Source organism: Plantactinospora sp. ZYX-F-223, assembly GCF_039649625.1.
Lineage (GTDB): Bacteria > Actinomycetota > Actinomycetes > Mycobacteriales > Micromonosporaceae > Plantactinospora.
Map to the genome: position 1 here is coordinate 107,062 of NZ_JBDJAV010000006.1, position 26,824 is coordinate 133,885.

Annotated in this window: 26 protein-coding genes; 13 read left to right on the forward strand and 13 right to left on the reverse strand. The window is 72.0% G+C overall.

Features of this window, described 5'->3' with window-relative positions:
• Positions 1–13: 13 nt before the first annotated feature.
• From AAH979_RS08170 to AAH979_RS08190, 5 genes are all read left to right on the forward strand, one after another.
• Positions 14–382 carry a hypothetical protein gene (locus tag AAH979_RS08170; protein ID WP_346257436.1) on the forward strand — a complete coding sequence of 123 codons (369 nt, stop codon included), beginning with the start codon at positions 14–16 and terminating at the stop codon, positions 380–382.
• Complete coding sequence (locus AAH979_RS08175; protein WP_346257437.1) at positions 355–510, forward strand: helix-turn-helix domain-containing protein; 156 nt, start codon at positions 355–357, stop codon at positions 508–510. Before AAH979_RS08170 ends, AAH979_RS08175 begins: the two co-directional genes overlap by 28 nt.
• A 155-nt stretch (positions 511–665) precedes the next feature.
• Positions 666–1,145, forward strand: coding sequence for a DUF2975 domain-containing protein (locus AAH979_RS08180; protein WP_346257438.1), 480 nt, complete (start codon positions 666–668; stop codon positions 1,143–1,145).
• Positions 1,145–1,408, forward strand: a complete 264-nt coding sequence (locus AAH979_RS08185) for a helix-turn-helix transcriptional regulator (RefSeq protein ID WP_346257439.1) — start codon at positions 1,145–1,147, stop codon at positions 1,406–1,408. Before AAH979_RS08180 ends, AAH979_RS08185 begins: the two co-directional genes overlap by 1 nt.
• Positions 1,405–1,569: a hypothetical protein gene (locus tag AAH979_RS08190; RefSeq protein WP_346257440.1), complete on the forward strand. Its 165-nt coding sequence runs from the start codon at positions 1,405–1,407 to the stop codon at positions 1,567–1,569. Before AAH979_RS08185 ends, AAH979_RS08190 begins: the two co-directional genes overlap by 4 nt.
• Before the next feature lie 61 nt (positions 1,570–1,630).
• On the opposite strand, the gene AAH979_RS08195 is transcribed toward AAH979_RS08190, so the two are convergent.
• Positions 1,631–2,068 (reverse strand): RpiB/LacA/LacB family sugar-phosphate isomerase, encoded by a 438-nt coding sequence (locus AAH979_RS08195; protein WP_346257441.1) that lies wholly within the window; start codon positions 2,066–2,068, stop codon positions 1,631–1,633.
• A gap of 322 nt (positions 2,069–2,390) precedes the next feature.
• On the opposite strand from AAH979_RS08195, the gene AAH979_RS08200 reads away from it, so the two are divergent.
• Complete coding sequence (locus tag AAH979_RS08200) at positions 2,391–3,341, forward strand: GTP cyclohydrolase, FolE2/MptA family (RefSeq protein WP_346257442.1); 951 nt, start codon at positions 2,391–2,393, stop codon at positions 3,339–3,341.
• A gap of 183 nt (positions 3,342–3,524) precedes the next feature.
• Here AAH979_RS08200 and AAH979_RS08205 read toward each other — a convergent pair whose 3' ends face one another.
• The gene (locus tag AAH979_RS08205) at positions 3,525–4,433 is read right to left on the reverse strand and encodes a DMT family transporter (RefSeq protein WP_346257443.1); all 909 of its coding nucleotides are present in this window, start codon (positions 4,431–4,433) and stop codon (positions 3,525–3,527) included.
• A gap of 22 nt (positions 4,434–4,455) precedes the next feature.
• Here AAH979_RS08205 and AAH979_RS08210 point away from each other — a divergent pair, with 22 nt between their 5' ends.
• Both AAH979_RS08210 and AAH979_RS08215 read left to right on the forward strand, forming a co-directional pair.
• A complete protein-coding gene (locus AAH979_RS08210) occupies positions 4,456–5,850 on the forward strand; it encodes a PLP-dependent aminotransferase family protein (protein WP_346257444.1) in 1,395 nt (464 codons plus the stop codon).
• 80 nt (positions 5,851–5,930) lie between these two features.
• Complete coding sequence (locus AAH979_RS08215; protein WP_346257445.1) at positions 5,931–7,817, forward strand: Hsp70 family protein; 1,887 nt, start codon at positions 5,931–5,933, stop codon at positions 7,815–7,817.
• A 251-nt stretch (positions 7,818–8,068) separates the two neighbouring features.
• Here the strand turns inward: AAH979_RS08215 and AAH979_RS08220 are convergent, their stop codons facing one another.
• Positions 8,069–8,845, reverse strand: coding sequence for an alpha/beta hydrolase (locus AAH979_RS08220; protein ID WP_346257446.1), 777 nt, complete (start codon positions 8,843–8,845; stop codon positions 8,069–8,071).
• A 214-nt stretch (positions 8,846–9,059) separates the two neighbouring features.
• Here AAH979_RS08220 and AAH979_RS08225 point away from each other — a divergent pair, with 214 nt between their 5' ends.
• Positions 9,060–9,911 (forward strand): alpha/beta hydrolase, encoded by an 852-nt coding sequence (locus AAH979_RS08225; RefSeq protein WP_346257447.1) that lies wholly within the window; start codon positions 9,060–9,062, stop codon positions 9,909–9,911.
• Positions 9,912–10,056: 145 nt separating this feature from the next.
• Here AAH979_RS08225 and AAH979_RS08230 read toward each other — a convergent pair whose 3' ends face one another.
• The 4 genes from AAH979_RS08230 to AAH979_RS08245 form a co-directional block, all read right to left on the reverse strand.
• Entirely contained in the window at positions 10,057–10,284 is a 228-nt protein-coding gene (locus AAH979_RS08230; protein WP_346257448.1) for a ferredoxin, read from the reverse strand.
• Complete coding sequence (locus AAH979_RS08235; RefSeq protein WP_346257449.1) at positions 10,281–11,486, reverse strand: cytochrome P450; 1,206 nt, start codon at positions 11,484–11,486, stop codon at positions 10,281–10,283. Before AAH979_RS08235 ends, AAH979_RS08230 begins: the two co-directional genes overlap by 4 nt.
• 209 nt (positions 11,487–11,695) lie before the next feature.
• Positions 11,696–12,340 (reverse strand): response regulator transcription factor, encoded by a 645-nt coding sequence (locus tag AAH979_RS08240; protein ID WP_346257450.1) that lies wholly within the window; start codon positions 12,338–12,340, stop codon positions 11,696–11,698.
• Positions 12,292–13,593: a sensor histidine kinase gene (locus AAH979_RS08245; protein ID WP_346257451.1), complete on the reverse strand. Its 1,302-nt coding sequence runs from the start codon at positions 13,591–13,593 to the stop codon at positions 12,292–12,294. Before AAH979_RS08245 ends, AAH979_RS08240 begins: the two co-directional genes overlap by 49 nt.
• 282 nt (positions 13,594–13,875) lie before the next feature.
• Between AAH979_RS08245 and AAH979_RS08250 the strand changes: the two genes are divergently transcribed.
• The gene (locus tag AAH979_RS08250) at positions 13,876–16,002 is read left to right on the forward strand and encodes an MMPL family transporter (RefSeq protein ID WP_346257452.1); all 2,127 of its coding nucleotides are present in this window, start codon (positions 13,876–13,878) and stop codon (positions 16,000–16,002) included.
• Between the two features lie 62 nt (positions 16,003–16,064).
• On the opposite strand, the gene AAH979_RS08255 is transcribed toward AAH979_RS08250, so the two are convergent.
• From AAH979_RS08255 to AAH979_RS08280, 6 genes are all read right to left on the reverse strand, one after another.
• Positions 16,065–16,889, reverse strand: coding sequence for an RNA methyltransferase (locus AAH979_RS08255; RefSeq protein WP_346257597.1), 825 nt, complete (start codon positions 16,887–16,889; stop codon positions 16,065–16,067).
• A 167-nt stretch (positions 16,890–17,056) separates the two neighbouring features.
• Positions 17,057–19,057 carry an arabinofuranosyltransferase gene (locus AAH979_RS08260; RefSeq protein WP_346257453.1) on the reverse strand — a complete coding sequence of 667 codons (2,001 nt, stop codon included), beginning with the start codon at positions 19,055–19,057 and terminating at the stop codon, positions 17,057–17,059.
• 92 nt (positions 19,058–19,149) lie between these two features.
• Entirely contained in the window at positions 19,150–20,049 is a 900-nt protein-coding gene (locus tag AAH979_RS08265; protein ID WP_346257454.1) for a carbohydrate ABC transporter permease, read from the reverse strand.
• Positions 20,046–21,011, reverse strand: a complete 966-nt coding sequence (locus AAH979_RS08270) for a sugar ABC transporter permease (protein ID WP_346257455.1) — start codon at positions 21,009–21,011, stop codon at positions 20,046–20,048. The genes AAH979_RS08265 and AAH979_RS08270 overlap by 4 nt, the downstream gene beginning before the upstream one ends.
• A 54-nt stretch (positions 21,012–21,065) precedes the next feature.
• Complete coding sequence (locus AAH979_RS08275) at positions 21,066–22,355, reverse strand: extracellular solute-binding protein (protein ID WP_346257456.1); 1,290 nt, start codon at positions 22,353–22,355, stop codon at positions 21,066–21,068.
• A gap of 497 nt (positions 22,356–22,852) precedes the next feature.
• Positions 22,853–23,245 (reverse strand): DUF1992 domain-containing protein, encoded by a 393-nt coding sequence (locus AAH979_RS08280; protein WP_346257457.1) that lies wholly within the window; start codon positions 23,243–23,245, stop codon positions 22,853–22,855.
• A 207-nt stretch (positions 23,246–23,452) separates the two neighbouring features.
• Here AAH979_RS08280 and AAH979_RS08285 point away from each other — a divergent pair, with 207 nt between their 5' ends.
• The 3 genes from AAH979_RS08285 to AAH979_RS08295 all read left to right on the forward strand — a co-directional run bounded on the left by AAH979_RS08285 (position 23,453) and on the right by AAH979_RS08295 (position 26,686).
• On the forward strand, positions 23,453–24,640 hold the full coding sequence (locus AAH979_RS08285) for a metallophosphoesterase (RefSeq protein ID WP_346257458.1): 1,188 nt from the start codon (positions 23,453–23,455) through the stop codon (positions 24,638–24,640).
• An 85-nt stretch (positions 24,641–24,725) separates the two neighbouring features.
• A complete protein-coding gene (locus AAH979_RS08290) occupies positions 24,726–25,103 on the forward strand; it encodes a VOC family protein (protein WP_346257459.1) in 378 nt (125 codons plus the stop codon).
• Positions 25,104–25,210: 107 nt separating this feature from the next.
• On the forward strand, positions 25,211–26,686 hold the full coding sequence (locus AAH979_RS08295; RefSeq protein ID WP_346257460.1) for a hypothetical protein: 1,476 nt from the start codon (positions 25,211–25,213) through the stop codon (positions 26,684–26,686).
• Positions 26,687–26,824: the final 138 nt, after the last annotated feature.

Sequence of the window (26,824 nt, forward strand, 5' to 3'; positions counted from 1 at the left end):
GCTCGGGACAGAGGTGTCGGGTCGGGTACGACTTTTCGGCGGCTCGTCGGTCGGCGGCCGTAGGCCCGGTCGTCATGGCTTCCGCATCTACGTCGACCTCGTGCTGGCGCTGACCAAGGCCGCCGGGGCGGCACCGCCTCCGGGCACCGTCCGGGCCGCCGCCATCGCCGGGACGGCGCGCGACCACCTCGCCGCGCACCTCGACCAGAACGTCACGCTGGCCGCGCTGGCCGGAGTGACCGGCACCAGCCGGTTCGGCGTCACGCGGGCCTGCATCGCGCACTTCGGACTGCCGCCGCACGCGTTGCGGCTGCGGCTGCGGCTCGATTACGGCTGCGGGCTGATCGGCGCGGCGTGCCGCTGGCCGAGGCGAGCGTGCTGACCGGCTTCCACGACCAGGCGCACTTCGCCCGCACCGTCGCCCGGACGTACGGGATGACTCCCCGCCAGTTCCGTGACTCGTGGACGGGACGGCCCGGCCCGTACCGGAAGCAGGTCCGCCGGCTCTGAGCGTGGGGATGCCCGGAGCGGGTCACGCCGCCGGTCTGACGCCGGGCGTCGTTCCTGACGCCGTGCTGGCCGGCGGCACGGCAGAACGGCCGCAGCCCGGTGGTGACTGTCGCTAACCTATTGACAATCGATAGGTAACGAGTGATAGTCGATGTATGTTTACCGAACATCGGGCGGTAGCCCAGCTCCGAGTACTCCTGGTGTTGCTGTTCGGGGTCCTGGTCATGTTCCAGACCTTCTCCCTGCCCGGACAGTTCGCGCACATGGCCGAGGAGTCCCCGGACCTCGCGTACCTGCGGTGGCCGATGACCGCCGTCTCGGTGTTCTGGGTGCTGTGCGTCCAGGTGGTGATCGTGGCCACCTGGAAGCTGCTCACCATGGTCAAGAACGACCGCATCTTCAGCGAGGCGTCGCTGGCCTGGGTGGACGCGATCCTGTGGGCCATCGCCGCCGGCTGGGTGGTGCTGGTGGGCGTGCTCCTCTACGTCGGTTTCAACTCGGACGACCCCGGGCTGCCCCTGCTGCTCTTCCTGATGTCGATCGGTGTCGCCGTGCTCGGGCTTCTGATGGTCGTGATGCGTGCACTGCTGCGTCAGGCCACCACGCTGCGTACCGATATGGAAGCGGTGATCTGATGCCCATCGTCGTGCGCATCGACGTCGAACTGGCCAAGCGCAAGATGAGCGTCGGTGAGTTCGCCGAGCGTGTCGGGCTCACCCCGGCGAACGTGGCCGTGCTGAAGAACGGCCGGGCCAAGGCTGTCCGGTTCAGCACCCTGGAAGCCATGTGCCGGGTGCTCGGCTGCCAACCCGGTGACCTGCTCGAGTGGGTCGAGGAGGAACCAACCCCAACCGTCGGACCCGGTGCAGGGTCCGGTGCCGGAACGGAGATCCCATGAAGTACCTGCTCGTCATCGGCGCCATCGTCGCCGTCGCGATCGGCGCCGCCGGAATCGTGTACGGGGGGTACGACGACTCGCCCGGCCTCCAACTCCTGAGCGCCCTGCTCATCATCGGTACGCTCGCGTACGGCGTCCGGGTCGTCCGGCGCAGCCGGTAGCGGTACAACCGTCGACGTCGACCGCCGGGGGCGAACGTGTGCCCGGCGGTCGAGTGCCGGGTCATCGCGACGAGTCGCGCCCCGGCTCCAGTTCCGAGATCCGGGCGATGTTCTCCGCTTCGTCGGGATCGGGCCGGGGCGTCTCGAAGAACGCCCGGGCGACCTCGACGGCGACGTCGGGCGCCAGCCGCTTGAGGCTCAGCGCGAGCACGTTCGCGTCGTTCCAGAGCCGCGCGCCGGTCGCGATCCACGGCTCCCAGGCGAGTGCCGCCCGTACCCCGGGGATCTTGTTCGCCGCGATCGCGGTGCCGGTGCCCGTCCAGCACATCACGACGCCGAAGTCCGCGCGTCCCTCGGTCACCGCCCGGCCCACCGCCGCGCCGATCCTGGGCCACGGATCGTCGCCAGCCACCCGAACCACCTCGCCGAGCCCGGACAGGTAGTCGAGCACCGCTCTGGTCGCCTCGTTCTCGTCGTCGGTGCCGAAGGCGATTCGCATCCGGTCAGCATAAGGGCCGCTCCGGCTCGGCCGGATGCCGTGCGGTGACCGGTCGAGCGGAACGTAGGTCCTGGTCCAGCGGCCCCTGTGGCACCCCGGCCGCCGTCCTCCCCGCTGGCCCTGGTCGGCCCGTTCCCAGGTGAAAGCGGACTGTAAGCGGCTTCTGGAAGTGTCGTCCCCAGGTCGAGGAGGTGCCCCGGCACCGACCGGGTCGGGACGAGGCCCACGTGACGGCGCACCCACGGCGGATCGGGGCGTGCTACTCGACGCCGCGCTCGGCATCCTCGTCCCCAGATCCGCCCGGTGGTTAGGAGCAGAACCGATGCCGACATCCTCCCCGTCCGTCATGCCGCAGGCCCGATTCGACGACGCCTTCTACGACGTGCCGAACCAGCGCCCGGCGGTACCGGTCGCGCTGCGGGCCGTCTCCGTCCGTAACCAGCAGGTCCTGCTGCACGTCACCGACGAGCTGGTCGGGGGTACGCTGCCGCTGCTCTGCGACGTGGACGTCCGGGTCTCGCTCCGCGCCGAGCAGCGCGGCATCCACATGTCCCGCATCCAGACCGCGCTGGCGACGTCGGCTGGTCGCCCGCTCACCGACTTCGCCGTCGAGATCGCCGAACGCGTCCGGGACAGCCAGCAGCAGGAGGTGGTCGAGGTGCGCCTGCGGGCCCGCGTCCCGCTGAGCACCCGGACCCGGGTCAGCGGCCTCTCCTCACCCGACACCGTCGAGATCTCGGCCGGCGCGACCGCCGGAGCCGAACCCGAGGTCCGCCACGGCGTCACCGCCACCAACATCACCGCCTGTCCCTGCATGCAGGGTTACGCGCTGACCGACCTCATCGAGCAACTCGGCGTCAGCCCGGAGCGCGGCGTAGACCTGCTGCGGCAGGTGCCGATCGCCACGCACAGCCAGCGAGGCAGCGTCCGGCTGAGCGTGCTGGCCCGCGACACGACCGGACTGCCCGGCTACCCGCACCTGTACCGGGTACTGGCCGAGCAGACCACGCTCACCCAGGAGTTGCTGAAGCGGCCCGACGAGTACGACCTCGTCCGCCGCGCGCACCTGGCTCCGCAGTTCGTGGAGGACGTCGTACGCTCCGTCGCGAGCGGGTTGGTCCGGTCGCTGCCATCCGAGGACGTGTCCCGGCTCGGGGTCGACGTGACGGCGGAGAGCTACGAATCCATCCACGGACACGACATCGCCGCCCGGCTCAGCGCCCCGGGCCACGAACTCGCCGGTCTGCTCGCGGCTCCCGCCCGGGACGCCTGACGACGGCGGCGCACGGACCACACCCATCAGGACGACGGCGCCACGCCCGCCAGCAGCAGCGGGACCGCGAGAGCCAGGAAGCCGGCAGAAAGGGGCGCCGGGCCGGGTCCCCGATCGCCCATCCCACCGCCTCCACATCGGACTGCCGCGTCACGCTCCGCCGCCATCCATCTCGGTTGGCTGTCATCGGCCGACCACGGTCGGTACCCGGGGCCGGGTACGTTGGATCAGCACGACGCAGGCCAGTACCACCAGCGCCGCCCCGATCGAGGCCGGGGTGACCGTCTCGGCGAGCAGCAGCGCCGACCAGACCAGGGTGAGCACCGGCTGCGCGAGCTGGATCTGGCCGACCTGTGCGATGCCGCCCCGGGCCAGACCCGCGTACCAGGCGAAGAAGCCCAGGAACATGGAGACCAGGGCGAGGTAGCCGAACGCGAACCAGGTCACGGCGTCGGCGTGCGGGGGATCGGCCAGGGCGGCGACGACCGTGACGGGGCCGGTGACGGGCAGCGAGAGCAGCAGGGCCCAGCAGATCGTCCGGGCGCCGCCCAGCTCCCGGGCGAGTACGCCGCCCTCGGCGTACCCGAGGCCGCAGAGCACGACCGCCGCGAGCAGGAACAGGTCGGCCGGGGACAGGGCACCCTGCACCGCACCGCTGGCGGCGAGGAAGGCGAGCACCGCCAGCAGCCCGGCGGCGCTGGCGACCCAGAACAGCGGCGGGGGGCGCTCGCCGGCCCGCAGTACCGCGAAGACGGCGGTCATCGCGGGCAGCACCGTGATGACGACCGCGCCGTGCGCGGAGGTCTGGGTGACGAGCGCGAGCGAGGTGAACAGCGGGAAGCCGACGACGACGCCGAGGGCGACGATCGACAACCGCCGCCACTGGCCGCGGGTCGGCCGCGGCGCGCGGGTGACCCGCAGGTACGCCCAGGCCAGCAGCGCCGCGCCGACGGCCCGGCCGAAGGCGACGAACCACGGATCGAGCTGTCGCACCGCGACCCGGGTGGCCGGCAGCGACATGCTGAAGGCGAGCACGCCCAGGGCACCGAGGGCGAGGCCGACGACGCGATCCGCCGTTACCGCAGTCTTCACAGTAGCGCTACTCTGAACCTTCATGAACCACGGTAACGCTGCCGAACGCGTTGTCCAAGATCTGCGTGGCCTCGTGGCTGTCGCGGCCCCCGGCACGCGGCTGCCCTCGGTCCGCGACCTGACCGCCCGGCACCAGGCCTCGCCGGTCACCGTGGCCCAGGCGATCCGGCAACTGGTGGCGGAGGGGCTGGTCGAGGCGCGATCCGGCAAGGGCACCTTCGTGGCCGCCCCGCCGCACCGGCCACCCGCCCCCGACCTGTCCTGGCAGACCGTCGCGCTCGGCCCCCGCCGGCCCGGCGAGGAGGAGATGCAGGCGTTACTCGCGTTACCGCCATCGGGGGCGATCCCGCTCTCCGGCGGGTACCTCGACGCCGATCTCCAGCCGGCCGCCGCGCTCGGCGCCGCGCTCACCCGCGCCGCCCGGCAATCCGCGTCCTGGCAGCGCGGACCGGCCGAGGGGCGCGAGGACCTGCGCGCCTGGTTCGCCCGGGAGGCCGGGGCCGGGCTGCGCGCCGACGACATGGTCATCTGCCCCGGCGGGCAGGCCGGGCTGTCGACGGCGCTGCGCGCGCTCAGCACACCCGGCGACACCCTGCTCGTCGAGTCGCCGACCTACCTCGGCGCACTGGCCACCGCACAGGCGGCCGGCCTGCGGGTGGTGCCGGTACCCGCCGACGCCGACGGCGTACGGCCCGACCAGCTCGCCGCCGCGTTCGCCCGTACCGGCGCCCGGCTGTTCTACTGCCAGCCGCTGCACGCCAACCCGCACGGCGCGACACTGGCAGCCCACCGCCGGGCCCGGGTCGCCGAGGCGGTACGCGCCGCCGGGGCGTTCCTGATCGAGGACGACTACGCCCGCGACCTCACCATCGACGGGGAGCCCCCGCCGCCGCTGGCCGCCGACGACCCCGACGGGCACGTCGTCTATCTCCGCTCACTGACCAAGTCGACGGCTCCCGGGCTGCGCGTCGCCGCCATCGGCGCCCGTGGCCCGGCCGGTGCCCGGCTGCGTACCGCCCGGCTGCGCGACGACCTCTTCGTCGCCGGTCCGCTGCAACAGGCCACCCTGGAGTTCGTCAGCGCACCCGCCTGGGCACGGCACCGCCGGGCCCTGCGCACCGCGCTACGGGCCCGCCGGGAGGCGCTGCTGACCGCGCTCCGCCGGCACCTGCCGGAACTCGCCGAGCAGCCGGTCCCGCGCGGTGGCATGCACCTGTGGACCCGGTTGCCCGAGGGCACCGACGACGTCGGGCTGGCCACCGCCGCGGCCGCCGAGGGGGTGGTCGTCTTTCCCGGCCGCCCCTGGTACGCCGCCGAACCACCGGCCCCACACCTACGCCTCAGCTACGCCGCTGCCCCGCCCGAACTGATGGACGAGGCCGTCCGCCGCCTGGCCCGGGCCCTCAGGGCCTGCTGAGCCGCCGACACCGCTCATGCCATGCGACGTGCCCCACGCGGGCCGGGCCGCGCTGTTCCGCCATTGATACCGTCCGGTGGGTGTCCGCCACGCCAGCCGCCCTCGGCATCGACTTCGGCACCTCGCACACCGTGGCCGCGCTCCGGATGTCGGGCGACCGGATCGAGTCGCTGCTCTTCGACGCGTCGCCGCTGCTGCCCTCGGCGGTGTTGGCGCAGCCGGACGGTCACCTGCTGGTCGGTCACGACGCGCTGCGCGGCGCGCGGCTCGATCCCGGCCGTCTGGAGCCCAATCCCAAGCGCCGCGTCGACGACGGGACACTGCTGTTGGGCGATGTCGAGACACCGGTCGGAGAGGTGGTCCGAGCGGTGCTCGTCCGGGTGGCCCAGACCGCGCAGCGCGTGCTCGGCACCGTACCCCGGCCGGTGGTGCTGACCCACCCGGCGAGTTGGGGTGTCCGGCGTCGTGCGGTACTGGCGGAGGCCGCGACCGGGGCGGGGCTGGGCACGGTCCGGCTGGTGGCCGAGCCGGTCGCCGCGGCGCTGTACTTCACCGAGGTGCTCGGCCACCGGGTGAAGCCGGGCAACACCCTGATGGTGTACGACCTCGGGGGCGGGACGTTCGACGTCAGCGCGGTGCGACGGACGGCCGACGGCGGCTGGGCGGTGCTGGCCACGGCCGGGCTGGACGATGTCGGTGGGGTGGACGTCGACGCCGCGATCGTCGACTGGATGGTCGCGCACGCCGGCATCGAGGCTCCGGCGCACGCCACCGCACTCGTCGCGCTTCGTTGGCGACAGCTCGTGCAGCAGGAGGCGCGGGCGGCCAAGGAACAACTCAGCCGGGCCGCCACGGCACCGATCGTCCTGCCTGGACTGGATCGCGACATCCACCTCACCCGGGACGAGTTCGAGCAGTTGGCCCGGCCGCTGCTGGAGCGGACGGTGGCCCTGACCACATCGACGCTCGTCGCCAGCGGCGTCGCCGCCGATCAACTGGCCGGGGTCTTCCTGGTCGGCGGGTCCAGCCGGATCCCGCTGGTCGGCACCATGCTGCACCGGGCACTCGGGGTGGCGCCGACGGTCATCGACCAGCCGGAGCTGGTCGTCGCCCACGGCAGCCTCCGGGTTCCCTCCGATGTAGACGCCGCCGCACCTCGTCCGCCGCTGCCGGTCCAGACCCAACCGGCACCGGCCAGCGCGGCGCCCGTCGTGCCGCCGCCGACAGCGGTCGTGCCGCCGACGGCACCGGTCGTGCCGCCCGGTGCGGGGGCCGCCTCGCCGCTGGCAGCGGCCGTGCCGGGTGCGGCAGCCGCCACCCCGACCGCAGGGCGGCCGGCCACGGCCGACCCGCCCTCGCCGGCACGCCGGCCAGCGGTCGCCCTCGCCATCGTGCTGCTGCTCGGCGCCCTGGTGGGCGCCGCGATGATGGCTTACCCGCTCGTTGCCGGGTTCGACGATCCGATCCCCCACTGGACACGCCGGTACGCCTGGCAGCTCCTGCCCGTGGCGGGCCTGCTGGCCGGGCTCTGCACCCGTCGGCGTGGCACCGCCTTCGCCGCGCAGGCAGTCGCCGGTGTCGTCGCCGGGTTCGTCGGCATCGCGGTGGCGCGGTTCGACCAGAACGACGAAAACAACTTCGACCTGCCGTGGGGGACTCCGGTTGATCTCTACTACTGGGAGCACAACCCCGACATCTGGTTCGTGACGCTGGTCGGCGGTTGCCTCGCCGCCGGTCTCGCCATCGAGGCGGCGCTGGCCGCGACCACCCGGCTGGGCAGCCGCGGCACGATCGTCGCCATCGCCGTCGCCGCCGGCATGCTGCCGAGCCCGCTACTGCACTGGATCTTCGACTGGTACGCCCATCCACCGCTGAGCCGGGCGGTGGTCGACACGCTGTTCGCGTACCCCTTCCTCCTGCTACTGGCCTGGCCCGCGGTGTGGCTCGCCAGGCGGCCGTCGCGGTGAGGTATCAGTAGCATCGGTGAGGGATCAGGAGCCTTCGGGACGATGGCGGTGGGCCGGTCAGGGCACGACGATGCTCGCGGACGAGGCGAGCGCCCCGAACGGGCGTACACCTCGGTTTGCAGCAGGCCCGGGGATCAGGCTGAGGTCGAAATAGCGAAGGGTGGCGGTCCAACCGTTCCGGCGATCGGTCCGCCCGCTCCGCTGTCCGACCCCGCTCCCGGTTCGCTGTCTGGCGAGGCAGTGGCCGGGGGTCAGCGCGTGCCGGACTGCGGCAGGGTCTCGCGGAGGAAGTCGACGAGCAGGGCGGCGACCTCGGCGGGTCGTTCCAGGCTGGGCAGGTGGCCGGCCCAGGGGAGTTCGAGGTGCCGCGCCTCCGGCAGCAGCTCGGGCAGCCGGGCGGCGATCTGCCGGAAGTCTGGCAGGTCGTGGCGGCCGGAAACGGCGAGGCAGGGTGCGGTGATCTGGCCGAGGTCGGGCTCGCCGAGATCGAGACGCGGAACGTCCTCGGCGGCGGCGAGTTGCACCTCGAAGGCGTGCCGCTGCATGTCGCGTACCCGATCCCGGGTCGCCTCGTCGGCCTCCGGCCCCAGCCAGGTCGCGACGTTGAGCTCGACGGCGGCCGCGAGGTCGCCGGCCTCGATCAGCTCGTCCTCGCGTTGGTCGAAGTCCGCCAAATCCGGGCCTGGCCGATGCCCCGGCATGCCGGGGCAGAGCAGCGCCATGCTGCTCACCCGGTCCGGCCAGCGGGCGGCGACCTCCAGCCCGACCCGGCCGCCGAACGAGGCGGCGACCAGCGCCACCCGCTGCACGCCGAGCGCGTCCAGGAGGTCGCGCACGTCCCGAGCCTCGGAGTACGGCCGATCCGGCACCGGCGTCTCGCCGAAGCCCCGGAAGTCGCAGCGGATCACCTGGTATCCGGCGTCGCGCAGGGTGAGCCACTGCGGATCCCACATCCGGCGGTCGCAGACCGAGGAGTGCAGCAGTAGTACGGCCGGGCCGGCGCCGTCGACATCGTGGCAGAGGGTCATCGGGGGACACCCTAGGCCGACCGGCTCCGCAGTCACCAGCGAATATCGCCATCCCGTCGGTCTGGTCCGGACCGGCTCGCTAGGCTGGCCGGGGACGGCAAACTCGACAATTCACGCAATTGTCGGCGAGGGTGGGATGCCCTCGTCCGATGCGTGCCGGTCGACGCCACCCGCCGGCAGCGGCGGGCGAATCACGGGGGAAGGGGAGAGTCGGGTGCCCTATCTGACTGTCGGCGTGGAGAACTCCGCGCCCATCGATCTGCACTACGAGGATCATGGCGCCGGGCAGCCGGTCGTGCTCATCCACGGCTTTCCACTCAGCGGTGCGGCCTGGGAGAAACAGATCAACCCGCTGCTCAACGCCGGCTACCGGACCATCACCTACGACCGTCGCGGATTCGGCACGTCGAGCCAGCCGGCGGTGGGCTACGACTACGACACCTTCGCCGCCGACCTCAGCATCCTGATGAACGAGCTGGACCTCACCGACGCCATCCTCGTCGGCCACTCGATGGGTACTGGCGAGGTGGCGCGCTACATCTCGAACTACGGCTCCGCCCGGGTGAACCGGGCCGTCTTCATCGCGCCGATCCCGCCGTTCCTGCTCAAGACGGAGGACAACCCGGAAGGTGTCGACCAGAGCCTCTTCGACGGCTTCATGCAGAGTGTGATCACCGACCGGGCCAGGTACCAGACGTCGTTCCTGAACGACTTCTACAACCTCGACGAGAACCTCGGCAAACGGGTCAGCGAGGAGGTGGTCCGGATGAACTGGAACGTGGCGGTGAGCGCCTCGCCGATCGGTACGCTGGCCTGCATCCCCGCCTGGCTCACCGACTTCCGCCAGGACCTGCCCCGGATCGACGTACCGGCGTTGATCATCCAGGGCGACGCGGACCGGGTACTGCCCTATCCGGTGACCGGGCAGCGGATGCACGCGGCGATGCCGAACAGCCAGCTTGTCACCCTGAAGGGTGCACCGCACGGCATCCCGTGGACCCATGCCGACGAGATCAACCAGGCGTTGCTCGACTTCATCAGGACCCCCGTCGACGCGCTCCTCTGAGCAGGTCCGTCCCGGGGCGGCCGTCGTCCGGGTCGACCCGACCGTCCGGCGCCGCGCGGCGCCGGACGGTACGTGCCACGACCCGGGCGCGACGAGCGTCGAGAGTCGAGGGCGGTGGGCCGTCAGGAATCGGCGCGGTCGGCCGTCACGGCTCAGGGGCGATGAGCCGCTGGTCGCTCGCGTCCCGTACCAGGATCGCCTCGACCGGGCAGGACTCGGCCGCGTCGACCACCGGGTCGGCCGGGTCGACGGTCTCGGCCAGCGGGGTCGAGAACCCGTCGACGAGCCGGAAGTGCCCGGGCGCCATGCCGGCGCAGATCCCCGAGCCGATGCAGCGGTGCGGGTCGACGCTGACCCGCCAGGCGGTGCTCACCAGGTCACCGGCAGCGCGAGCGGTCCGCGTACCAGCAGGCCGCTCTTCCACGGCACCTCCGGCTCCGGTACCGCCAGCCGCAGGCCGGGCAGGCGGCCGACCAGGGTACCGATCGCCACCTGCAACTCCATCCGGGCGAGCTGCGCCCCGACGCAGTGGTGCACGCCGTGGCCGAAGCCGACGTGCGGATTGACTTCCCGGCCCAGGTCGAGCCGGTCCGGATCGGCGAAGACCGTGGCGTCCCGGTTGGCCGAGCCGACCGCCGGCAGTACCGGCTCGCCGGCCCGGACGAGTACGCCGCCGAGCTCGATGTCCTCGGTCGCGTACCGGGGGAAGGCGGCCGCCGCCCCGAGGGGTACGTAGCGCATCAGCTCCTCGACGGCGCTCGGGATCAGCGTGGGATCCGAGCGCAGCCGGGCCAGCTCCGACGGGTTCTCCAGCAGTACGTAGACGAAGTTCGGGATCTGGGTCACGGTCGTCTCGTGCCCGGCCGCGAGCAGGCCGGCGGCGAGCTGCACCAGCTCCTGTTCGGTGAGCCGGTCCTCGTTCTCGTCCCGGGCCCGGACCATCGCGCCGAGCAGGTCGTCGATCGGCTCCCGGCGGCGGACCGCGACCAGTTCCCCGATGTAGCCCCAGAGGCTGTCCAGGTATTCCTGGATCTGCTCCGGGCTCAGCGAGGTGGTCGAGACGATCGCCTCCGACCAGGTGTGGAACCTGTCCCGGTCGGCGAACGGGACGCCGAGCAGCTCGCAGATGACCTGGATCGGCAGCGGGGTGGCGAAGTGCTCGACCAGGTCGACCGGTGGACCGGCCTTGACCATCTCGTCGACCAGGCCGTCGGCGATTTCCTGGGCACGGGTCCGGAGCAGTTCCACCCGGCGCGCGGTGAACGCCTTCGCCACCAGCCGGCGCAGCCGGGTGTGGTCGGGTGGGTCCATTCCGAGCATGCCCAGCTCCGGCTGCCGGGGCATGGTCCGGGGCTGGTCGCGCCCGGCCCCCGCAGCGCGGCTGAACCGGGCGTCGCCGAGCACGACCCGGACGTCCTCATAGCGGGTGGCGAGCCAGGCCTCCTCGCCGAACGGGAGCTGTACCCGGACCAGCGGCTCGTCGCGGCGCAGTCGGGCGTAGCGCGGGTCGAGGTTGAGCCGGTCGGGGGCGGCGAACGGGTACGGGCGGGCGGTGACCTGCCGGCTGTCCGTCATCTCGGATCCCTCCGTCGAGCGGGCGCGGTCGGCGCGACGGTCGGTGACGATCGGCTTGACCCGTGGTGATCAGTACGACCGGACCATCGGCGCCGGGTAAGGCACTGATGGCGGATAGTAGCGAATTACACTGATCAATTCCATTGGTCACATTGGACGATCATCCGCCCGGTTCCGTCCGCCAGTCGTGGCGGACCGCCGCTGACCCGTCAGGCGTTCAGGTACGTCAGCACGGCCAGCACCCGCCGGTTGTCGTCCTCCGACGGCGGCATGCCCAGCTTGCTGAAGATGTTGTTGATGTGCTTGCTGACCGCCTTCTCGGTGACGAAGAGCCGGCCCGCGATCGCCGCGTTGGACCGCCCCTCCGCCATCAGGCCGAGTACCTCCCGCTCCCGGGTGGTGAGTGCGTGCAGCGGCTCGGCGCCGGAGCGGTTGGCCAGCAGCTCGGCGATGACCTCCGGATCCATCACCGTGCCGCCGGCGGCCACCCGCCGCACCGCATCGACGAACTGGCCCACATTGGAGACCCGGTCCTTGAGCAGGTAGCCGATCGCACCGGTCCGGTCGGCCAGGAGTTCCCGGGCGTAGAGCTGCTCGACGTGCTGGGACAGCACCAGGACCGGCAGGCCCGGGATCCGGGTACGCGCCTCGATCGCCGCCTGGAGCCCCTCGTCGGTGAAGGTCGGCGGCAGCCGTACGTCGACCACCGCCACGTCGGGGCGGTGGTCGAGCAGCGCCGGCAGCAGGGCCGGTCCGTTGTCGACCGCGGCGACCACCTCGAAGTCGAACGCCTGGAGCAGCCGGGTCAACCCGTCTCTGAGCAGGGCGAGGTCTTCGGCGATGACAACTCGCACGGCAGCTCCATGGTCACGGTCGTGGGCCCGCCGGGCGGGCTGGCCACGAACATCGTGCCATCAAAGGCGGCGAGCCGTCGTTCGATCCCCCGCAGGCCGCTGCCGCCGGCCGGGTCGGCCCCGCCGACGCCGTCGTCGCCGACCGCCATGACCAGCCGGCCGTCGCCGTGCCGCAGCCGTACCCAGGCGGTGCGCGCGGCGCTGTGCTTGGCGACGTTGGCCAGCAGTTCGGCCGCGGTGAAGTAGACCGCCGACTCGACCGGGGCCAGCGGCCGGCCCGGCAGGTCGACGTCGACCTCCACCGGCAGCGGCAGCTTCAGCGCGAGCGCCCGGACCGCACCGGCCAGCCCGCGCTCGGCGAGTACCGGCGGATGGATGCCCCGGACCAGGTCCCGCAACTCGCCCAGGGCCTGCCCGCTGGCCTCCCGGGCCTCCGCCATCAGCCGTTGGGCCGCCTCCGGATCCCGGCTCATCAGCTCCTCGGCGAGCCCGATGCTCATGCTCAGCGCCACCAGCCGGGCCTGGGCCCCGTCGTGCAGGTCCCGCTCGATCCGGCGCAGCTCGGCGGCCTGCGCGTCGACGGTCTCCGACCGGGTCTCGGTGAGCTGCCGGACCCGCTGGTGCAGCGCGGCCGACGCGGTCGGCGCCAGCAGCGCCCGGGTGAAGCCGGCGTGCATCCGGTGGATCAGGTCGCCGGTGAAGACGCCGAAGAGCAGGATCAGGGCACCCTGCGGCACCGCCAGCAGCGCCTTGCCCAGGCTGTCGGCCGGCCAGACCGCGCCGTAGCCGTACCAGGCGTCGAGGGCCCAGAGCAGCACCGGCACCCCGAGCAGCCCCTCCAGGCCGTAGACCACCAGGCAGACCGGGAGCAGCCCGAGCACCAGCCCGGCCGGTATCGACGCCAGCAGCCAGAGCAGGTCCCGCCAGGTGGCCGGATCGGTCACCACCCACCGGTACCGGGACCAGACGGTCATCCGCTCCGGCGGCGGCCGGTACGGGCTCGGCACCTCCCGGCCGGTCCACCACCCCGCGATCCGGCGGTTGAGGCCGGCGAGCTCGCGTACCGCGGCGGTCACCGCCGGGAAGGCGAAGAAGCCCGCTCCCAGCACGGTGAAGCCGAGGGAGAGCACCGAGAGCACCAGCAGGGCGATGTTGGCGCTGACCGAGAGTACGGCGAGCAGCAGCGCCTGGCCGGCCTGGATGAGTCGGCGCCGGAGCCCCGGTGGTAGCCGGGCGGTGGTCGCGGAGTCCATGGGCCCATTCTGGTCGACCCGTCCGACTCCGATCTGTGGTGTTAAGACCACCGTCGTTCGGGACGTGCCACCCCTGCCGCCGGCCCCGCCAGCCCGTTGGATCGATGGCATGACCGATCGGGCCCGATGCCCGCCGCGACGCCAGCCGGTCGAACCAGCAGCCATACCAGGTTCCGGGAGGAACATGCCATGTCCAGGCACCGATTGACCCCTTTTCCGGCTGAACCGCGCGACGCTCGCGCCCCGCGTTCGACCTCGCGGTCCACCGGACCGCAAGGGGAGGTGGAAAAAGGTTCATTGGCCGGCGTCGTCGCCGGTCGGCGCGCCAAGTTCGCGATGCTGGCCCTCTGGGTGGTCATCGCCGCGGTCGTCGGCCCGCTCGCGCTCAAGCTCACCGAGGTACAGCAGAACGACAATCTCGGCGCGCTGCCCGGCGGTGCCGAGGCGAGCCGGGCGGCCGCGCGGGCCGAGGCCGCGTTCCCCGGACCGGACGCGCTGGTCGCGGTCGCCGTGTACGCCCGGGACACCGGCCTCACCGGGGCCGACCGGGCCAGGGTCGCGGCCGACCGGGCGGCGTTCGCCCGGTACGCGGTCGACGGGATCGTCCCGCCCGAGCTGCCCAGCGACGACGGCCGGGCGCTGCTGCTCTCCTTCCCGCTCGCCGGCACCGACGAGGCGCAGTCGGCGGCGGTCGGTGAGATCCGGCAGCGGCTGGGCGACGGCGGGCCGGACGGCCTGCGTACCGCGCTGACCGGCTCGGCCGGGGCCGAGGGGGACCTCTTCGACGCGTTCGGCGGGATGGACAGCACGCTGCTGTTCGCCACGATCGGCGCGGTGGCGCTGCTGTTGCTGGTCACCTACCGCAGTCCGGTGCTCTGGTTGATCCCGCTGCTCACCGCCGGGCTGGCCAGTCAGGTGGCCAGCGCGGCGGTCTACCTGCTCGCCGAGTACGGCGGGCTCACCGTCGACTTCCAGAGCCAGAACATCCTGACCGTGCTGGTCCTCGGCGTCGGGATCGACTACGCGCTGCTGATCGTCGCCCGGTACCGGGAGGAGTTGCGGCGGCACGAGGATCGGCACGAGGCGATGGCGCTGGCGCTGCGCCGCTCCTTCCCGGCGATGTGCGCCTCGGCCGCCACGGTCGGCGCCGGACTACTCTGCCTGCTCGCCGCCGAGCTGCCGTCGACCCGGGGTCTTGGCCCGGTCGGTGCGGTCGGCATCGCCGCCACCCTGGTCGCGATGGCCACCCTGCTGCCGGCGGTGCTGGTGCTCTTCGGCCGCTGGGTGTTCTGGCCGTTCGTGCCCCGTTACACGGCAGGCCTGGCCGGGCACGACGTCGCCGAGGACCACCGTGGCTGGGCCCGGGTGGCCCGGTTCGTTGAGCGCCGGCCCCGGACCACCTGGATCGGCAGCACGCTCGCGCTCGGGGTACTCGTGCTCGGGATCGGCAACCTCAGCATCGGCCTGCCCGGTGACGAGTTCTTCACCCGGGAGGTCGGTTCGGTCACCGGTCAACGGATGGTCGAGACGCACTGGCCGGCCGGCCAGCTCGGGCCGGCGGAGATCGTGGCCGGTGCGGGCAGCGCCGACCAGGTGGCCCAGGTGGCCCGGGGCGTCGACGGGATCGCCGAGGTCGGCCCGGCGGAGCGCTCCGCCGACGGCCGGTGGGTACGGATTCCGGCGGTACTGGCCGACGACCCGGGCACCGAGGCGGCGAAGGAGAGCGTCGACCGGCTGCGTACCGCGCTGCGGGCGGTGCCCGGTGCAGACGCGCTGGTCGGCGGCGAGACCGCGTACCAGTTGGACACCGACCGGGTCACCGCCCGGGACGACCGGGTGGTGATGCCGCTGATCCTGCTCGTCGTCTTCCTCGTGCTGGTGGTGCTGCTCCGGGCACTGGTCGCGCCCCTGCTGCTGATGGCCAGCGTGGTGCTGTCGTACATCGCCGCGCTGGGTGCGGCCGGGCTGATCCTCGACGCGCTGGGCCACCCGAGGCTCTGGGTGGCGCTGCCGTTGCAGACGTTCCTGTTCCTGGTCGCGCTGGGCGTGGACTACACCATCTTCCTGATGACCCGGGCCCGGGAGGAGGTCGCCGTGCTGGGGCACCGGCGGGGCGTACTGCACGCGCTGACGGTCACCGGGGGAGTGATCACCAGCGCCGGGGTGGTGCTGGCGACCACCTTCGCCGCGTTGAGTGTGATGCCGCTGGTGCCGTCGGTGCAGACCGGGGTGATCGTCGCGGTCGGCGTACTCATCGACACGTTCCTGGTGCGCAGCCTGCTGATTCCGGCGCTGGCGCTCTCGGTCGGACCCGCCACCTGGTGGCCGGGCCGGCTGTCCCGGCGCGCGGCGCCGCCGACCGCGCCGACATCGGGCGATCCGGCCCCGGCGGCCGTGGTGTCGCGCTGACCAGTGCTGCCGCCGACTGCCGGCGTCGCCCGGCCGACCACCTCCGTCACGGGGGAGGGAGGTCAACCGGGCGGCGCCGGTCGGGCGCGTCGCTGCCGGGCGGCCTCGTAGAGCGCGACCGTGCCGGCGGTCGCGGCGTTCAGCGAACTCGCCGAGCCGGCGATCGGGATCCGGAGCATCCGGTCGCAGGACTGCCGCCAGGCGGCGCTGAGCCCGGAGGTTTCGTTGCCGACCAGCAGCACGGTGGGGCCGGTGAGGTCGTGTTCGGCGATCTCCACCTCGCCGGCCTCGTCGGTGCCGAGGACCTGCACCGGCAGCCCGCGCCCGCGCAGCGCCGTCACCCAGTCGAGCACGTCGCGGTGCGACCCGGTACGGACCACCGGGATCGCGAAGAGCGAGCCGGTGCTGGCCCGGACCGCCCTCGGGTCGTACGGGTCGGCGGCGTGCCCGACCACCACCAGCCCGGCGGCGCCGAACGCGTCGGCGGAGCGGACCAGCGTGCCGATGTTGCCCGGTGCGGTGGGCCGGTCGAAGACCACCACCAGCGCGTCCGGTCCGGTGGGGATCCGGTCCAGCCGGTCCGCCGGCAGACCCACCACGGCGATCAGTTCGGGCTGGTCCTCGTCCTTGCCGCCGAGTTCCCGCAGCAGGTCGGGGGCGACCGCGACCCGGCTGCCGGTGGTCTGGTCGAGCAGGTCCCGGGCCCACCGGGACAGCGGCACCCCGTCCAGGTGCAGCAGGGCGTGCACCGGCCAGCCTTGCCGCACCGCCAGGCTGATCGGCCGGACACCCTGCACCAGGAACTCGCCGGCCCGCTGCCGCTTCGTCCGGTTGGTCAACAGCGCCGACCACTGCTGGAAGCTGGCGTTGCGGGTGGTGACCCGCAGCGCCCTTCCCGCCCGCGCCGAGCCGGCCCGACCGGTCGACCCGGCTCGGTCGGTCTGGCCGGCTCGGTCGGGGGAGTCGGTCCGCGCGGAGGTCCGTGGCCGGCCGGCCGGGCTCCGGCCGACGCCGTCTGCACGCACCGGACGACGATACCGCCGGCCGCCCCGGCCTACGACCGCAGTACCGCGACGAGCGTGTCGTTGACCGTGGCCACCTCGAAGTGCTCCGGCGTCACCAGCCTGCGCGGGAAGCTGATCTCCTGGCGGGCGGTGCCGAACGGGAAGTCGTCGGCGTGGAACCTGAAGACCAGCCGATCTTCGACGACGTGCAGCACCACCACGTCGATCCGGTCGTACGGGTTGTCCCGGAGCCGACCGGCGAACTCGGCCGGGGTGCCCGACCGGGCAAGCTCCGTAAGGAAGGTGATCCGTCGGTTGAACTGGGCGGTCGGGTGGCTGTAGTTGGCGTTCCACTGCACGAACCCGTAGTACGGGTTGAGCGCCATCAGGTCGGAGTGCCCGGTGAGCACGACCGGATGCCCGGTGCCCCGGTACCGGCCGTCGATGAACGCGCTCAGCTTGGCCGGCGGCGTTCCCCACGCCTTCGCGTCGGGCTCGTGGAACGGCGGCAACTCGCCGTTCGGCAGGGCACGGTTGTGCGCGTTGCCGATGTCCGCCAGCACCAGGTTGACGAAGCGGTCACCGGCGAAGATCGCCAGCAGTACGCCGAGGGTCGCGGCTACCCGCCAGACGTGCTCGGCGGAGAATCTGCCGGCGGCGTACCGGACCGCCCGGACCGCAGCCAGCGCGGCCGCGGCCAGCAGCACCGTCGGCACCAGTTCGCGCATCCGGAACGACATCAGCGGCGTGCCGGCGACCAGGAACAGGAAGCCGATCACGTGCCAGGCGTACAGCGCGAGGAGCACGGTGAGCAGTGCCCGGGACAGTGCCTCCCGGGCGGTCACCACCAGGAAGACGAGGCCGACCAGGCACAGCACGCCGAGCACCGACGGTTCGAGCATCGGCAGGGCCAGCTTGCCCGAGTTCAGCGTGATCCACCGGTTGTTCAGCGACTCGAAGTGCGGCGCGGTGAGGAAGTTCCAGGCCAGCGGCGCCCAGTACGGCGACGAGCCGAGCGCGGCGATCCCGAGGATGCCCATCGGGCGGCCGACCTCCCGCCAGTTGACCCGGCCCTGCCAGCGGGACCAGGCGAGTTGCAGGAGCAGCACGATCGGCAGGACGAAGAAGAAGTAGTAGTAGACGGTGAACAGCACCGCGCCGATCGCGCCCAGCAGCAGCGGGGACCAGCGCCGCAGGCCCGGCCGGGTCAGTCCGGGCCCGATCTGGAGCCACCACGGCACCAGGGCGACCAGGACGAGCCAGGCGTACGTCTCGGTGAGGTTGGGGACGATCAGCGGTGTCGCCGAGATGAGCGCGGCGACCCGGGCGGTCACCACCCGGCGCCACAGCAGGTACGAGACCAGCGGTGTGAGGAACGAGACCGCGATGCTGCCGTACTTGAGCATCCACCACGGCGGCAGCCCGGCGAGGTCGGCGGCCCGACCCAGCACCCAGAAGTACGCCGGTGCGTAGTACGCCGGCAGGCCGCGGTAGGTGTAGTCGGCGCCCCACCACGAGTCGGCGAACCGGGTGACCGCCTCGGTCCGGAACATCTGGTCGCCGTCGAGGGCGTACAGGTCGTACGGGGTGCCGTGCAGGCCGACCACGACGGTCAGCGCGCCGAGCCCGCCGAACAGTGCCGGGAGCAGGTCGGAGTCCCACGACTGTCCCCGGCGCCGGGCCCACCACACGGAGCCCGCGGCGAGCACGGCGACGACGATCGGAGCGGCCCGCATCCCGTACTGGACCCGGCCGGAGTACGGGTTGAAGTTGGCGGCCTGGGCCAGCGCCTCGGTCGCCAGCACGAGAATCCCGACCGCGGCGGCGAAGAGCAGCGGTCTGACCGCGACGAGCCCTCGGCGTACCCCGGTCCGGGCGGGCGGGACGGCGCCGGTGTCCGGTCCGCCCGGGGTGGCCGCCGGCTCGTCGACCTGGTGCGGCGCGGAGTCCGGAGCGGCCCGGCCCCGGTCGGCGTCGGGCTGCTCCGGGCCGGTAGTGGGGTCGACCGGCTGCTCTGGAGATTCGACCGGATTGTCGAGGGCGCGCTGCATGTGGGCTCCAGCAGGAGAAGTCAGGGAGAGGAGAGCCCTCGTAGGGTAGCGGGGTGATCAACTCCCGAGCCGCTCGTACCCGGTGGCCGAGTTCATTTGGTCGCGCCGCTGGTGAACCCGTTGTAGATGAAGCGCTGTAGCAGCAGGAAGACGATCAGCGTCGGGACGATGACCAGGATGACCCCGGCCGAGATGACCTCCCACTGCGCCCCGAACGGTCCCTTGAACCGGAACAGCGAGGTGGAGATGACCCCGAGGTCCCGGTCCGGCATGTAGAGGAACGGGATGTAGAACTCGTTGTACATGGTGATCCCCTTGATGATCACGACGGTCGCGATCGCCGGCTTCAACAGGGGAAGGATGATCCGGAAATAGATCGTGAGATGGCCGGCGCCCTCGATCGCGGCGGACTCGTCCAGGTCCCGGGGAATCCCCCGGAGGAACTGCTGGAAGATGTAGATCGAGATGATGTCGGTGCCGAGGAAGAGCACGATCGCCGACCACCTGGTGTTGAACAGGCCGAGATTCTCCACCACCTGGAAGGTCGCCACCTGGGTGGTCACCCCGGGCACCAGGGTGGCCAGCAGGAACAGCAGGATGATGGTCTTGCGGAACCGGAACTCGAACCGGTCCAGGGCGTACGCCGCCATCGAGCCGATCAGCACCGTACCGGCCAGCGACACGGCCAGGATGATCGACGTGTTGACGAAGGCCCGGAGCATGCCGCCCTGGGTGAACGCCGTGACGTAGTTGTCGAGGTTGAACCAGTTCCCCGGCGGGTCGAACGGCGCACCGTTGATGAATTCCTCGTTGGTCTTCAACGAGGCCATCAGCAGCACCAGCAGCGGCGCCAGCACCACCAGGGAGGCGACGACGAGGGAGGCGTACTTGAGGGTCAGCGCGATCCGGGCGCCGAGCGTACCCAGGCCGGTGGCGGCCCGGGCCCGTCGCCGCGGTGGTGTGCCGGGGGAGCGGAGGGCGGGCAGGCTCACGACAGGTTCACCTTCTCGTCGGGCACGACCCGGCGCTGGATCCAGGTAAGCAGCAGGATGATCAGGAGGAGTACGACGGCCATCGCCGAGGCCAGCCCGACCTTGTAGTACTTGAACGCCATGTCGACGGTCTGGATCACGAACGTCTCGCTGCCGTTCGCCCCGCCGGTCATGATGTACGGGATCTCGAAGACCGACAGCGATCCGGAGACCGCCAGGACGAACGACAGTCCGACGATCGGCCGGATGCCGGGCAGGATCAGGTAGCGGAACTGGTGCCACCGGTTCGCCCCGTCCATCTCGGCCGCCTCGTAGAGCTGGGCCGGGATCGACCCGATGGCGCCGAGGAAGAGTACGAAGTTCAGCCCCAGGTAGCGCCAGATCGACGTACCGGCGAGCGAGTAGTTGATCACGTCCGGGTCGCCGAGCCACTGCTGCGACAGGTCGCCGAGCCCGAAGACCCGCAGCGCCGAGTCGAGGGTGCCGCCGGGCTGGAAGAAGTAGAGGAAGACCATCGCGATCGCGACGCCGTTGATCAGGTAAGGGAAGAAGATGATCCCCTTGAAGAGGTTGCGGAACCTGACGTTGAAGCTGAGCACGGTGGCGAAGTAGAGCGCCAGCGCGATCTGCAGCACCGACGCGCCGACGTAGTAGAGGCTGACCCGGAGCACCTCGAAGAGTTCCGGGCGGGTCGCGATCTCGACGTAGTTGTCGACGCCCACGAACTCCTTGCTCGGGCTCAGGCCGTTCCACGAGGTGACGCTGTAGCCGAACATGTTGAGCACCGGGACGTAGGTGAAGACCGCGAGCAGCGCCACCGGCACGAGCAGGAAGAGGTACGGGGTGAGGGTCCTGCGCCGGCGCGGCACCGGCCGGCGCGGGCCGGTGGGACCGAGCCGCCGCCGCGGCAGCGCACCGGTCGACCCGGAGAACCGACTCGCGGTGTTCGTCGGAGTTGCCATCTAGGAAAACAAACCTTCCGGGTCGGACCGGGCCGTTCGTCGTCGCGCCGGCCGCTACCCGACCTTCGACCTCGTCTCCGCCCACTTCCTGTTCAGGTCGGCGAAGATCTGTTCCTTGGTCTCGTTCTTCGCGCCGCGCGCCGCGTCCACGATCCGCTGCCGGTACGTGCCGTCGTAGAGCGCGATCTCGGCGGCGTTGCCGACCTTCTCGGCCAGCCCCTCCTCGCCCGTCGGCGCCGGGTTGAATTCGATGAACTCGGTGCCGGCGGCGGTCAGGTCGGCCAGGGTGCTCGGCATCGCCTGGTCGATCACCGGTGAGATCCCGCCCTGGTCGACGGCGTAGTTCGACTCGTCGGCGAACCAGTCGACCCAGGCCCGGGCGGTTGCCTTGTTCTTCGAGTTGACGTTGATGCCGTTCTTGTAGTCGCCGCCGATGACACTGTGGAACGTGCCGTCGACCTGGGTCGGGAACGGCAGGTAGCCGATGTCCGCCTTGGCGGTGGCGGTGTCCTGCATCTGCACGATGGACCAGGAGCCCAGCATCATCGTGGCGATCTTGCCGGTGCCGAGCATGCCCTTGGACTGCTCCCAGTTGGTGGTCGTCGGGTCCGGCTCGGTCAGCCCGCGCTGTACGGCGTCGAAGAGCAGCGAGTCCATGATGTGGTGTTCCTTGCCGGGCGCCCACGGGGCGTCGTCCTTGCCCAGCTTGATCGCCGCGTCCGGGTCGGCACTGATCCCGCCGCGATTGCCCTCCCACTGGCCCAGCGGCCACTTGTCCTTGTAGTTGGTGTAGAGCGGGATCGCGTCGGTCTTCTCCTTGATCGCGGCCAGCGCGCCGAGGAACTCCTCCGGCGTCTTCGGCGGTGCGGTGACGCCCGCCTGCTGCCACACCTTCTTGTTGTAGACGAAGCCCTGCGCGTTGCCGGTGATGGCGAGACCGTAGACCTTGTCCTCGAAGCGCTGCTCGGTGCGGACGAAGCGGTATTTCTTCTCCAGGTCGGACACTGTGCCGAGCGGCTCGAAGAAGGTCGGCAGCAGGTCGGCGGTGACCGAGTTGGGGATGGGGAGCACGTCGCCGTACTCCTTGGTGTTCATCCGGATCCGGACCTCGCCCTCGTAGTCCGTGATCGCCTCGAACTTGACCGTGGTGCCCGGGTACTTCGCCTCGAACGTCTTCTTGTAGTCCTGGAAGACGGTGTCGACGATGTCGGTGCGCTGGGTCAGCACCGTGATCTCGCCGGTGACGGCGCCGTCGCTGCCGCCCTCGTCGTCGCCTCCGCCGCAGCCCGTCGCCACGGCCAGCACGAGCGCGAGGGCGGCACCGGCGATTCCGTACTTTCTCATATGCGCGTCCCACCTTTCGGTGTCCACATTGACATTGCACGGGCGTAGTGGCGCGCCTCGGGGAGGGTGGGATAGGCGTCGCGACTTGCAGGGAACGTACACGCGGGTTACAGCCGTGTCAACGACGTGACAACGCCTTAGGGGAGCTGAACTGTTAAGTGGATAAACCGGTTCAGGCGGAGCCTCCGATGTATACCGCGTGACCAGCGAGGGAGACCCGGAAACCCCGGTCCACAGGGGCCAGGCAGGCTTCGGGCAGGCTCGCCGTGAACCGGTTTAGGGTGCGGCCGCCGGGCCGCCTCGCTGGACGGTCCTGAGAGAGCGGCGCAGATACCCGGACTCAGCGACGGCCGACGCTATGTCTTTGCCCGTTGGTCGGGCCGACAAGGCGACCGTAGGGGTAGCTAATGTGGCGGTATCGGCGCCGGTGGGCCCCAGGCAGAAGTGACGCCGAATGGTCCGTCGAATCGTCCGGCGGGTGACGCGGTAGCGGGGCGCTAGCCGCTGGCGCCGCGTTGCCGGCGCCAGGTCTCGACGACCCGCTCGACGTCGAAGGTCGGCAGCACCACCGGCGGTCCGTCGACCAGGCCGCGCCGGGCCAGCACGATCCGTTCGTTGAGCGCGGTCACGATGGCCCGGACCGCGGGCTCCGACGACTCCCGGGCCAGCCGCTGTGGCAACTGTTCCGCCTCCTTGCGGATCCGCAGCGAGGCCGGCCCGATGTCGGTCAGGTTCTCCCGGCGTACCCAGTCCCGGATCCACCAGTTTTCGTCGTACGTGCCGCCGTGTCCCGGTAGCGGCTTGCCGGCCCCGGGGAGGTTGTCGAACTCGCCGCGCTCCTGGGCCTCGCGGATCTGGCGTTCGACCCGGGACTCGTGTCTGCTCGACATCGATCGTCCTCCCGTCCCGCCCCCGTCGGCCGGGGCAGATGTCCTCGCACCAATCCTAGGCCGGCCCGGCGGAACACCCCTTTGCTGTGCGCGGGCTCAGCAACGTGGTCGATGCGGCCCCGCCCGTGTCATGCTGCACCCACCCGGGGCGGCGATGTCGTCGGCGTACCCGGAGATCCCGCCGACCGAGCTGAGGAGTCCCCCGCCGTGTCAGCCAGCGAAGCGGCACCTGCGGTACCGGTCGCACCCGCCCGGCGGTTGCTGCGACCACTGCTGTTCGGCCTGACCCTGACCGCCGTCCTGGCGCTGCTGTTCGGGGTGCCCTGGTGGACGCTGCTCGCCGCCGGCGCGCACTGGCCCACCCCGCTTTTCGCCGCCGGCACGGCGCTGTTCGCCGTGGCCCTCGTCGCGTTTCCGGTGCTGATGTACCTCGGGCACGGCCGGGGGCGGGACTGGGCGGCCCGGACCGGCGACACCCTGCTCGGCGTGGTCTGGGTGCTCTTCGTCTGGGCGGCGCTCGGCAACCTGCTGCGGGCTGGGCTGGCGGTCGGCGGCGTCGCCGACCCGGCCCGGTCCCGGATCACCGCCGCCGCGGTCGCGGTCGTCTCGGTGGTGCTGCTCGCCTGGGGGTACGTCGAGGCCATGCGGCTGCCCCGGGTCCGCCGCGTGGAGGTGCCGATCGGTCGACTCGGCCCGGGGCTGGACGGTCTCCGGATCGTCCTGCTGACCGACACCCACTACGGGCCGATCGACCGGGCCGGCTGGTCGGCGCGGGTGGTCGCCGCCGTCAACGAGCTCGACGCCGACATCGTCTGCCACACCGGAGACATCGCCGACGGCACCGTCGCGCAACGCCGGGCCCAGGCCGCGCCGCTCGGGCAGGTGCGCGCCCGGCTGGCCCGGACGTACGTGACCGGGAACCACGAGTACTTCGGCGAGGCGCAGGGCTGGCTCGACCACATGCGGGACCTGGGGTGGGAGCCACTGCACAACCGGCACCTCGTGGTCGAGCGGAACGGCTCCCGGCTGGTGGTGGCCGGGGTCGACGACGCGACCGCGGGCTCGTCCGGCCGCCCCGGACACCGTCCCGACCACGCCGCCGCGCTGGCCGGGGCCGACCCGGACCTGCCGGTGGTGCTCCTCGCCCACCAGCCGAAGCAGGTCGGTGCGGCAGTCGCGCACGGCGTCGACCTGCAACTGTCCGGGCACACCCACGGCGGGCAGATCTGGCCGTTCAACCTCCTGGTCCGGCTCGACCAGCCGGCCGTGCGGGGGCTGAGCCGGCACGGCGACCGGACCCGGCTCTACACCAGTCGCGGCACCGGCTTCTGGGGGCCGCCGTTGCGGATCTTCGCACCGAGCGAGATCACCCTGCTGACCCTGCGCCGCCCGTGAGCCGCCCGGTCGCCCCCGGCATGACGGGCGGCCCGTCGGGGTAGGAGTCGCACCGACGGAGTTCCTCACCGCCGGAGGTGGCCCGGTGACCAGTCGCATCGCCCAGTGGACCCTCGACGTGCGCGACGTCGACCTGATGGCCCGGTTCTGGTCCGAGGTGCTGGGCTACCGGATCGAGCCACGGGACGACGGCAGCGCGAAGCTGTGGCCTCCGGACGAGGCGCCGATCACGGCGCCGAGCATCTGGCTGCAACCCACGGCGCCGGAGAAGGTCGGCAAGAACCGGCTGCACGTCGACCTCGGGATGGACCGGGGCGACCCCGTCGCGGAGGTCGAACGGTTGATTACTCTCGGTGCGAGGCGGGTGGACGTGGGGCAGCGCGGAACCGAGCCGTTCGTCGTACTGGCCGATCCGGAGGGCAACGAGTTCTGCCTGCTCGACCGCCCGACCCGCCGTGCCTGACCCGAGCGCCCAGCGGGTGGTGGTCGAATTGCCCATAGATTGATGCTGGTGTATTTTCCCTGGCAGGATCCGACCGGATTTGGGCGGACCCGGCAGAGGGAGCGCGCATGTCCGTATTCGGCACATCCACCCTACGTCGGGGACTCTGCGTGTTCGCACTGGCGGCGATCTGTGCCTGGAGCGCCGCGCCGCACGGGTCGGCCGCCGCGACCACCCCGTCGTTGCCGGCCGCTTCCGATCACGCGCTGTACGCGACGCTGCTGCCCGCCGCCGGGGAGGTCGAGACCCCGCAACTCGCCGTCCGGTGGCCGGGCCGGCCCGGTGCGGCGTTGAGCGTCTCCCTGGGCAACGCCGGGCGGTACACCCCGCTGGTGGCCGACCGGGTGCTCGACACCGGCGCGAACCTGGTCGCGCTGCCGCTGCCCGCCGAGGCGGCCGGCGCGATCCGACTGCTGATCCGGGACGTCACCGGGGCGGTGTTGCACCGTTCGACCCGGGACCTCGGCGCACTCCGGCAGACCTCCGCGTTCGGCTGGCCGGCCGGCGACACCCGGGCGGCCGCCGCCCCCGGCCTGTACGCGGGCGGCAACTTCACCCAGGCCGGCGGCGCCGCGGTCGACCGCCTCGCCACCTGGAACGGCTCCGCCTGGTCGAGGCTGGGCGCGGGGCCGGACGGCTCGGTCACCGCACTGGTCGTCTACGACGGCGACCTGATCGCCGGCGGCAGCTTCCTCACCGCCGGCGGGGTACGGGTGAACGGCATCGCGCGCTGGGACGGCACCACCTGGTCGCCGTTGACCGGCTCCGCCGGCACCGGGGTGATGACCACCTCGCTCGACTTCGTCGACGCGCTGACCGTCTTCGACGGGGACCTGATCGTCGGTGGCCAGTTCCTCCGGGCCGGCGGGGTGACCGTCAACCACATCGCCCGGTGGGACGGCGCCGAGTGGTGGCCACTGACCGGGTCCGGCGGCACCGGGGTGGACGTACCCTCGGTCTGGGACCTGACCGTGCACGACGGCGCGCTGATCGTCGGCGGCGGGTTCAGTCAGGCCGGCGGCACGGCGGCCAACCGGATCGCCCGGTGGACCGGCAGCGCGTGGTCGACGCTCGGCACCGGCTTCAACGGCGACGTGCTGGCGCTGGCCGTCTTCGACGGCGCGTTGGTGGCCACGGGTGGGTTCACCCAGGCTGGCGGCACCGCCGCCGGCTACGTGGCCGAGTGGACCGGCGGCGGGTGGGCCGCCCTCGGTGCCGGGCTGAACGCGGAGGGGCGGGCCCTCACCGTCTTCGGCGCGGCGCTGGTCGTCGGCGGCACCTTCACCGAGGCGGGCGGGGCGGCAGCGAACTACCTGGCCCGGTGGGACGGCTCCGGGTGGTCCGCGCTGGGCGGTGGCACCGAGGACATCGTGCTGGCCCTGGCCGTCCACAATGGCCGCCTGATCGCCGGGGGCTTCTTCACCCGGGCCGGCGGGAGTGCGGTGAACCACGTCGCGGGCTGGAACGGCAGCGCGTGGTCCGCCCTCGGCGGCACGGCCGGAGTCGGCACCGACGCCGGGGTGTACGCGCTGCACACCGTCTGACCGCCTTCCCCGGCCACCCCGCCGACGCGGCGGTCCCACCCGCGCGGGCATCGGCGTTTCGGCGGTGATCCCACGAGTCAGTCCTGACAACTCGGTGGTATCACGCTCATCGGACATCTGCCCGCGCCCGGAGAGCCG

Excerpts from the sequence above, each read along its gene's own strand:
- AAH979_RS08180 (WP_346257438.1), top strand. The coding sequence starts at position 666 with ATGTTTACCGAACATCGGGCGGTAGCCCAGCTCCGAGTACTCCTGGTG.
- AAH979_RS08185 (WP_346257439.1), top strand. The coding sequence starts at position 1,145 with ATGCCCATCGTCGTGCGCATCGACGTCGAACTGGCCAAGCGCAAGATG.
- AAH979_RS08190 (WP_346257440.1), top strand. The coding sequence starts at position 1,405 with ATGAAGTACCTGCTCGTCATCGGCGCCATCGTCGCCGTCGCGATCGGC.
- AAH979_RS08195 (WP_346257441.1), bottom strand. The coding sequence starts at position 2,068 with ATGCGAATCGCCTTCGGCACCGACGACGAGAACGAGGCGACCAGAGCG.
- AAH979_RS08200 (WP_346257442.1), top strand. The coding sequence starts at position 2,391 with ATGCCGACATCCTCCCCGTCCGTCATGCCGCAGGCCCGATTCGACGAC.
- AAH979_RS08210 (WP_346257444.1), top strand. The coding sequence starts at position 4,456 with ATGAACCACGGTAACGCTGCCGAACGCGTTGTCCAAGATCTGCGTGGC.
- AAH979_RS08220 (WP_346257446.1), bottom strand. The coding sequence starts at position 8,845 with ATGACCCTCTGCCACGATGTCGACGGCGCCGGCCCGGCCGTACTACTG.
- AAH979_RS08235 (WP_346257449.1), bottom strand. The coding sequence starts at position 11,486 with ATGACGGACAGCCGGCAGGTCACCGCCCGCCCGTACCCGTTCGCCGCC.
- AAH979_RS08245 (WP_346257451.1), bottom strand. The coding sequence starts at position 13,593 with ATGGACTCCGCGACCACCGCCCGGCTACCACCGGGGCTCCGGCGCCGA.
- AAH979_RS08260 (WP_346257453.1), bottom strand. The coding sequence starts at position 19,057 with ATGCAGCGCGCCCTCGACAATCCGGTCGAATCTCCAGAGCAGCCGGTC.
- AAH979_RS08270 (WP_346257455.1), bottom strand. The coding sequence starts at position 21,011 with ATGGCAACTCCGACGAACACCGCGAGTCGGTTCTCCGGGTCGACCGGT.
- AAH979_RS08275 (WP_346257456.1), bottom strand. The coding sequence starts at position 22,355 with ATGAGAAAGTACGGAATCGCCGGTGCCGCCCTCGCGCTCGTGCTGGCC.
- AAH979_RS08280 (WP_346257457.1), bottom strand. The coding sequence starts at position 23,245 with ATGTCGAGCAGACACGAGTCCCGGGTCGAACGCCAGATCCGCGAGGCC.
- AAH979_RS08295 (WP_346257460.1), top strand. The coding sequence starts at position 25,211 with ATGTCCGTATTCGGCACATCCACCCTACGTCGGGGACTCTGCGTGTTC.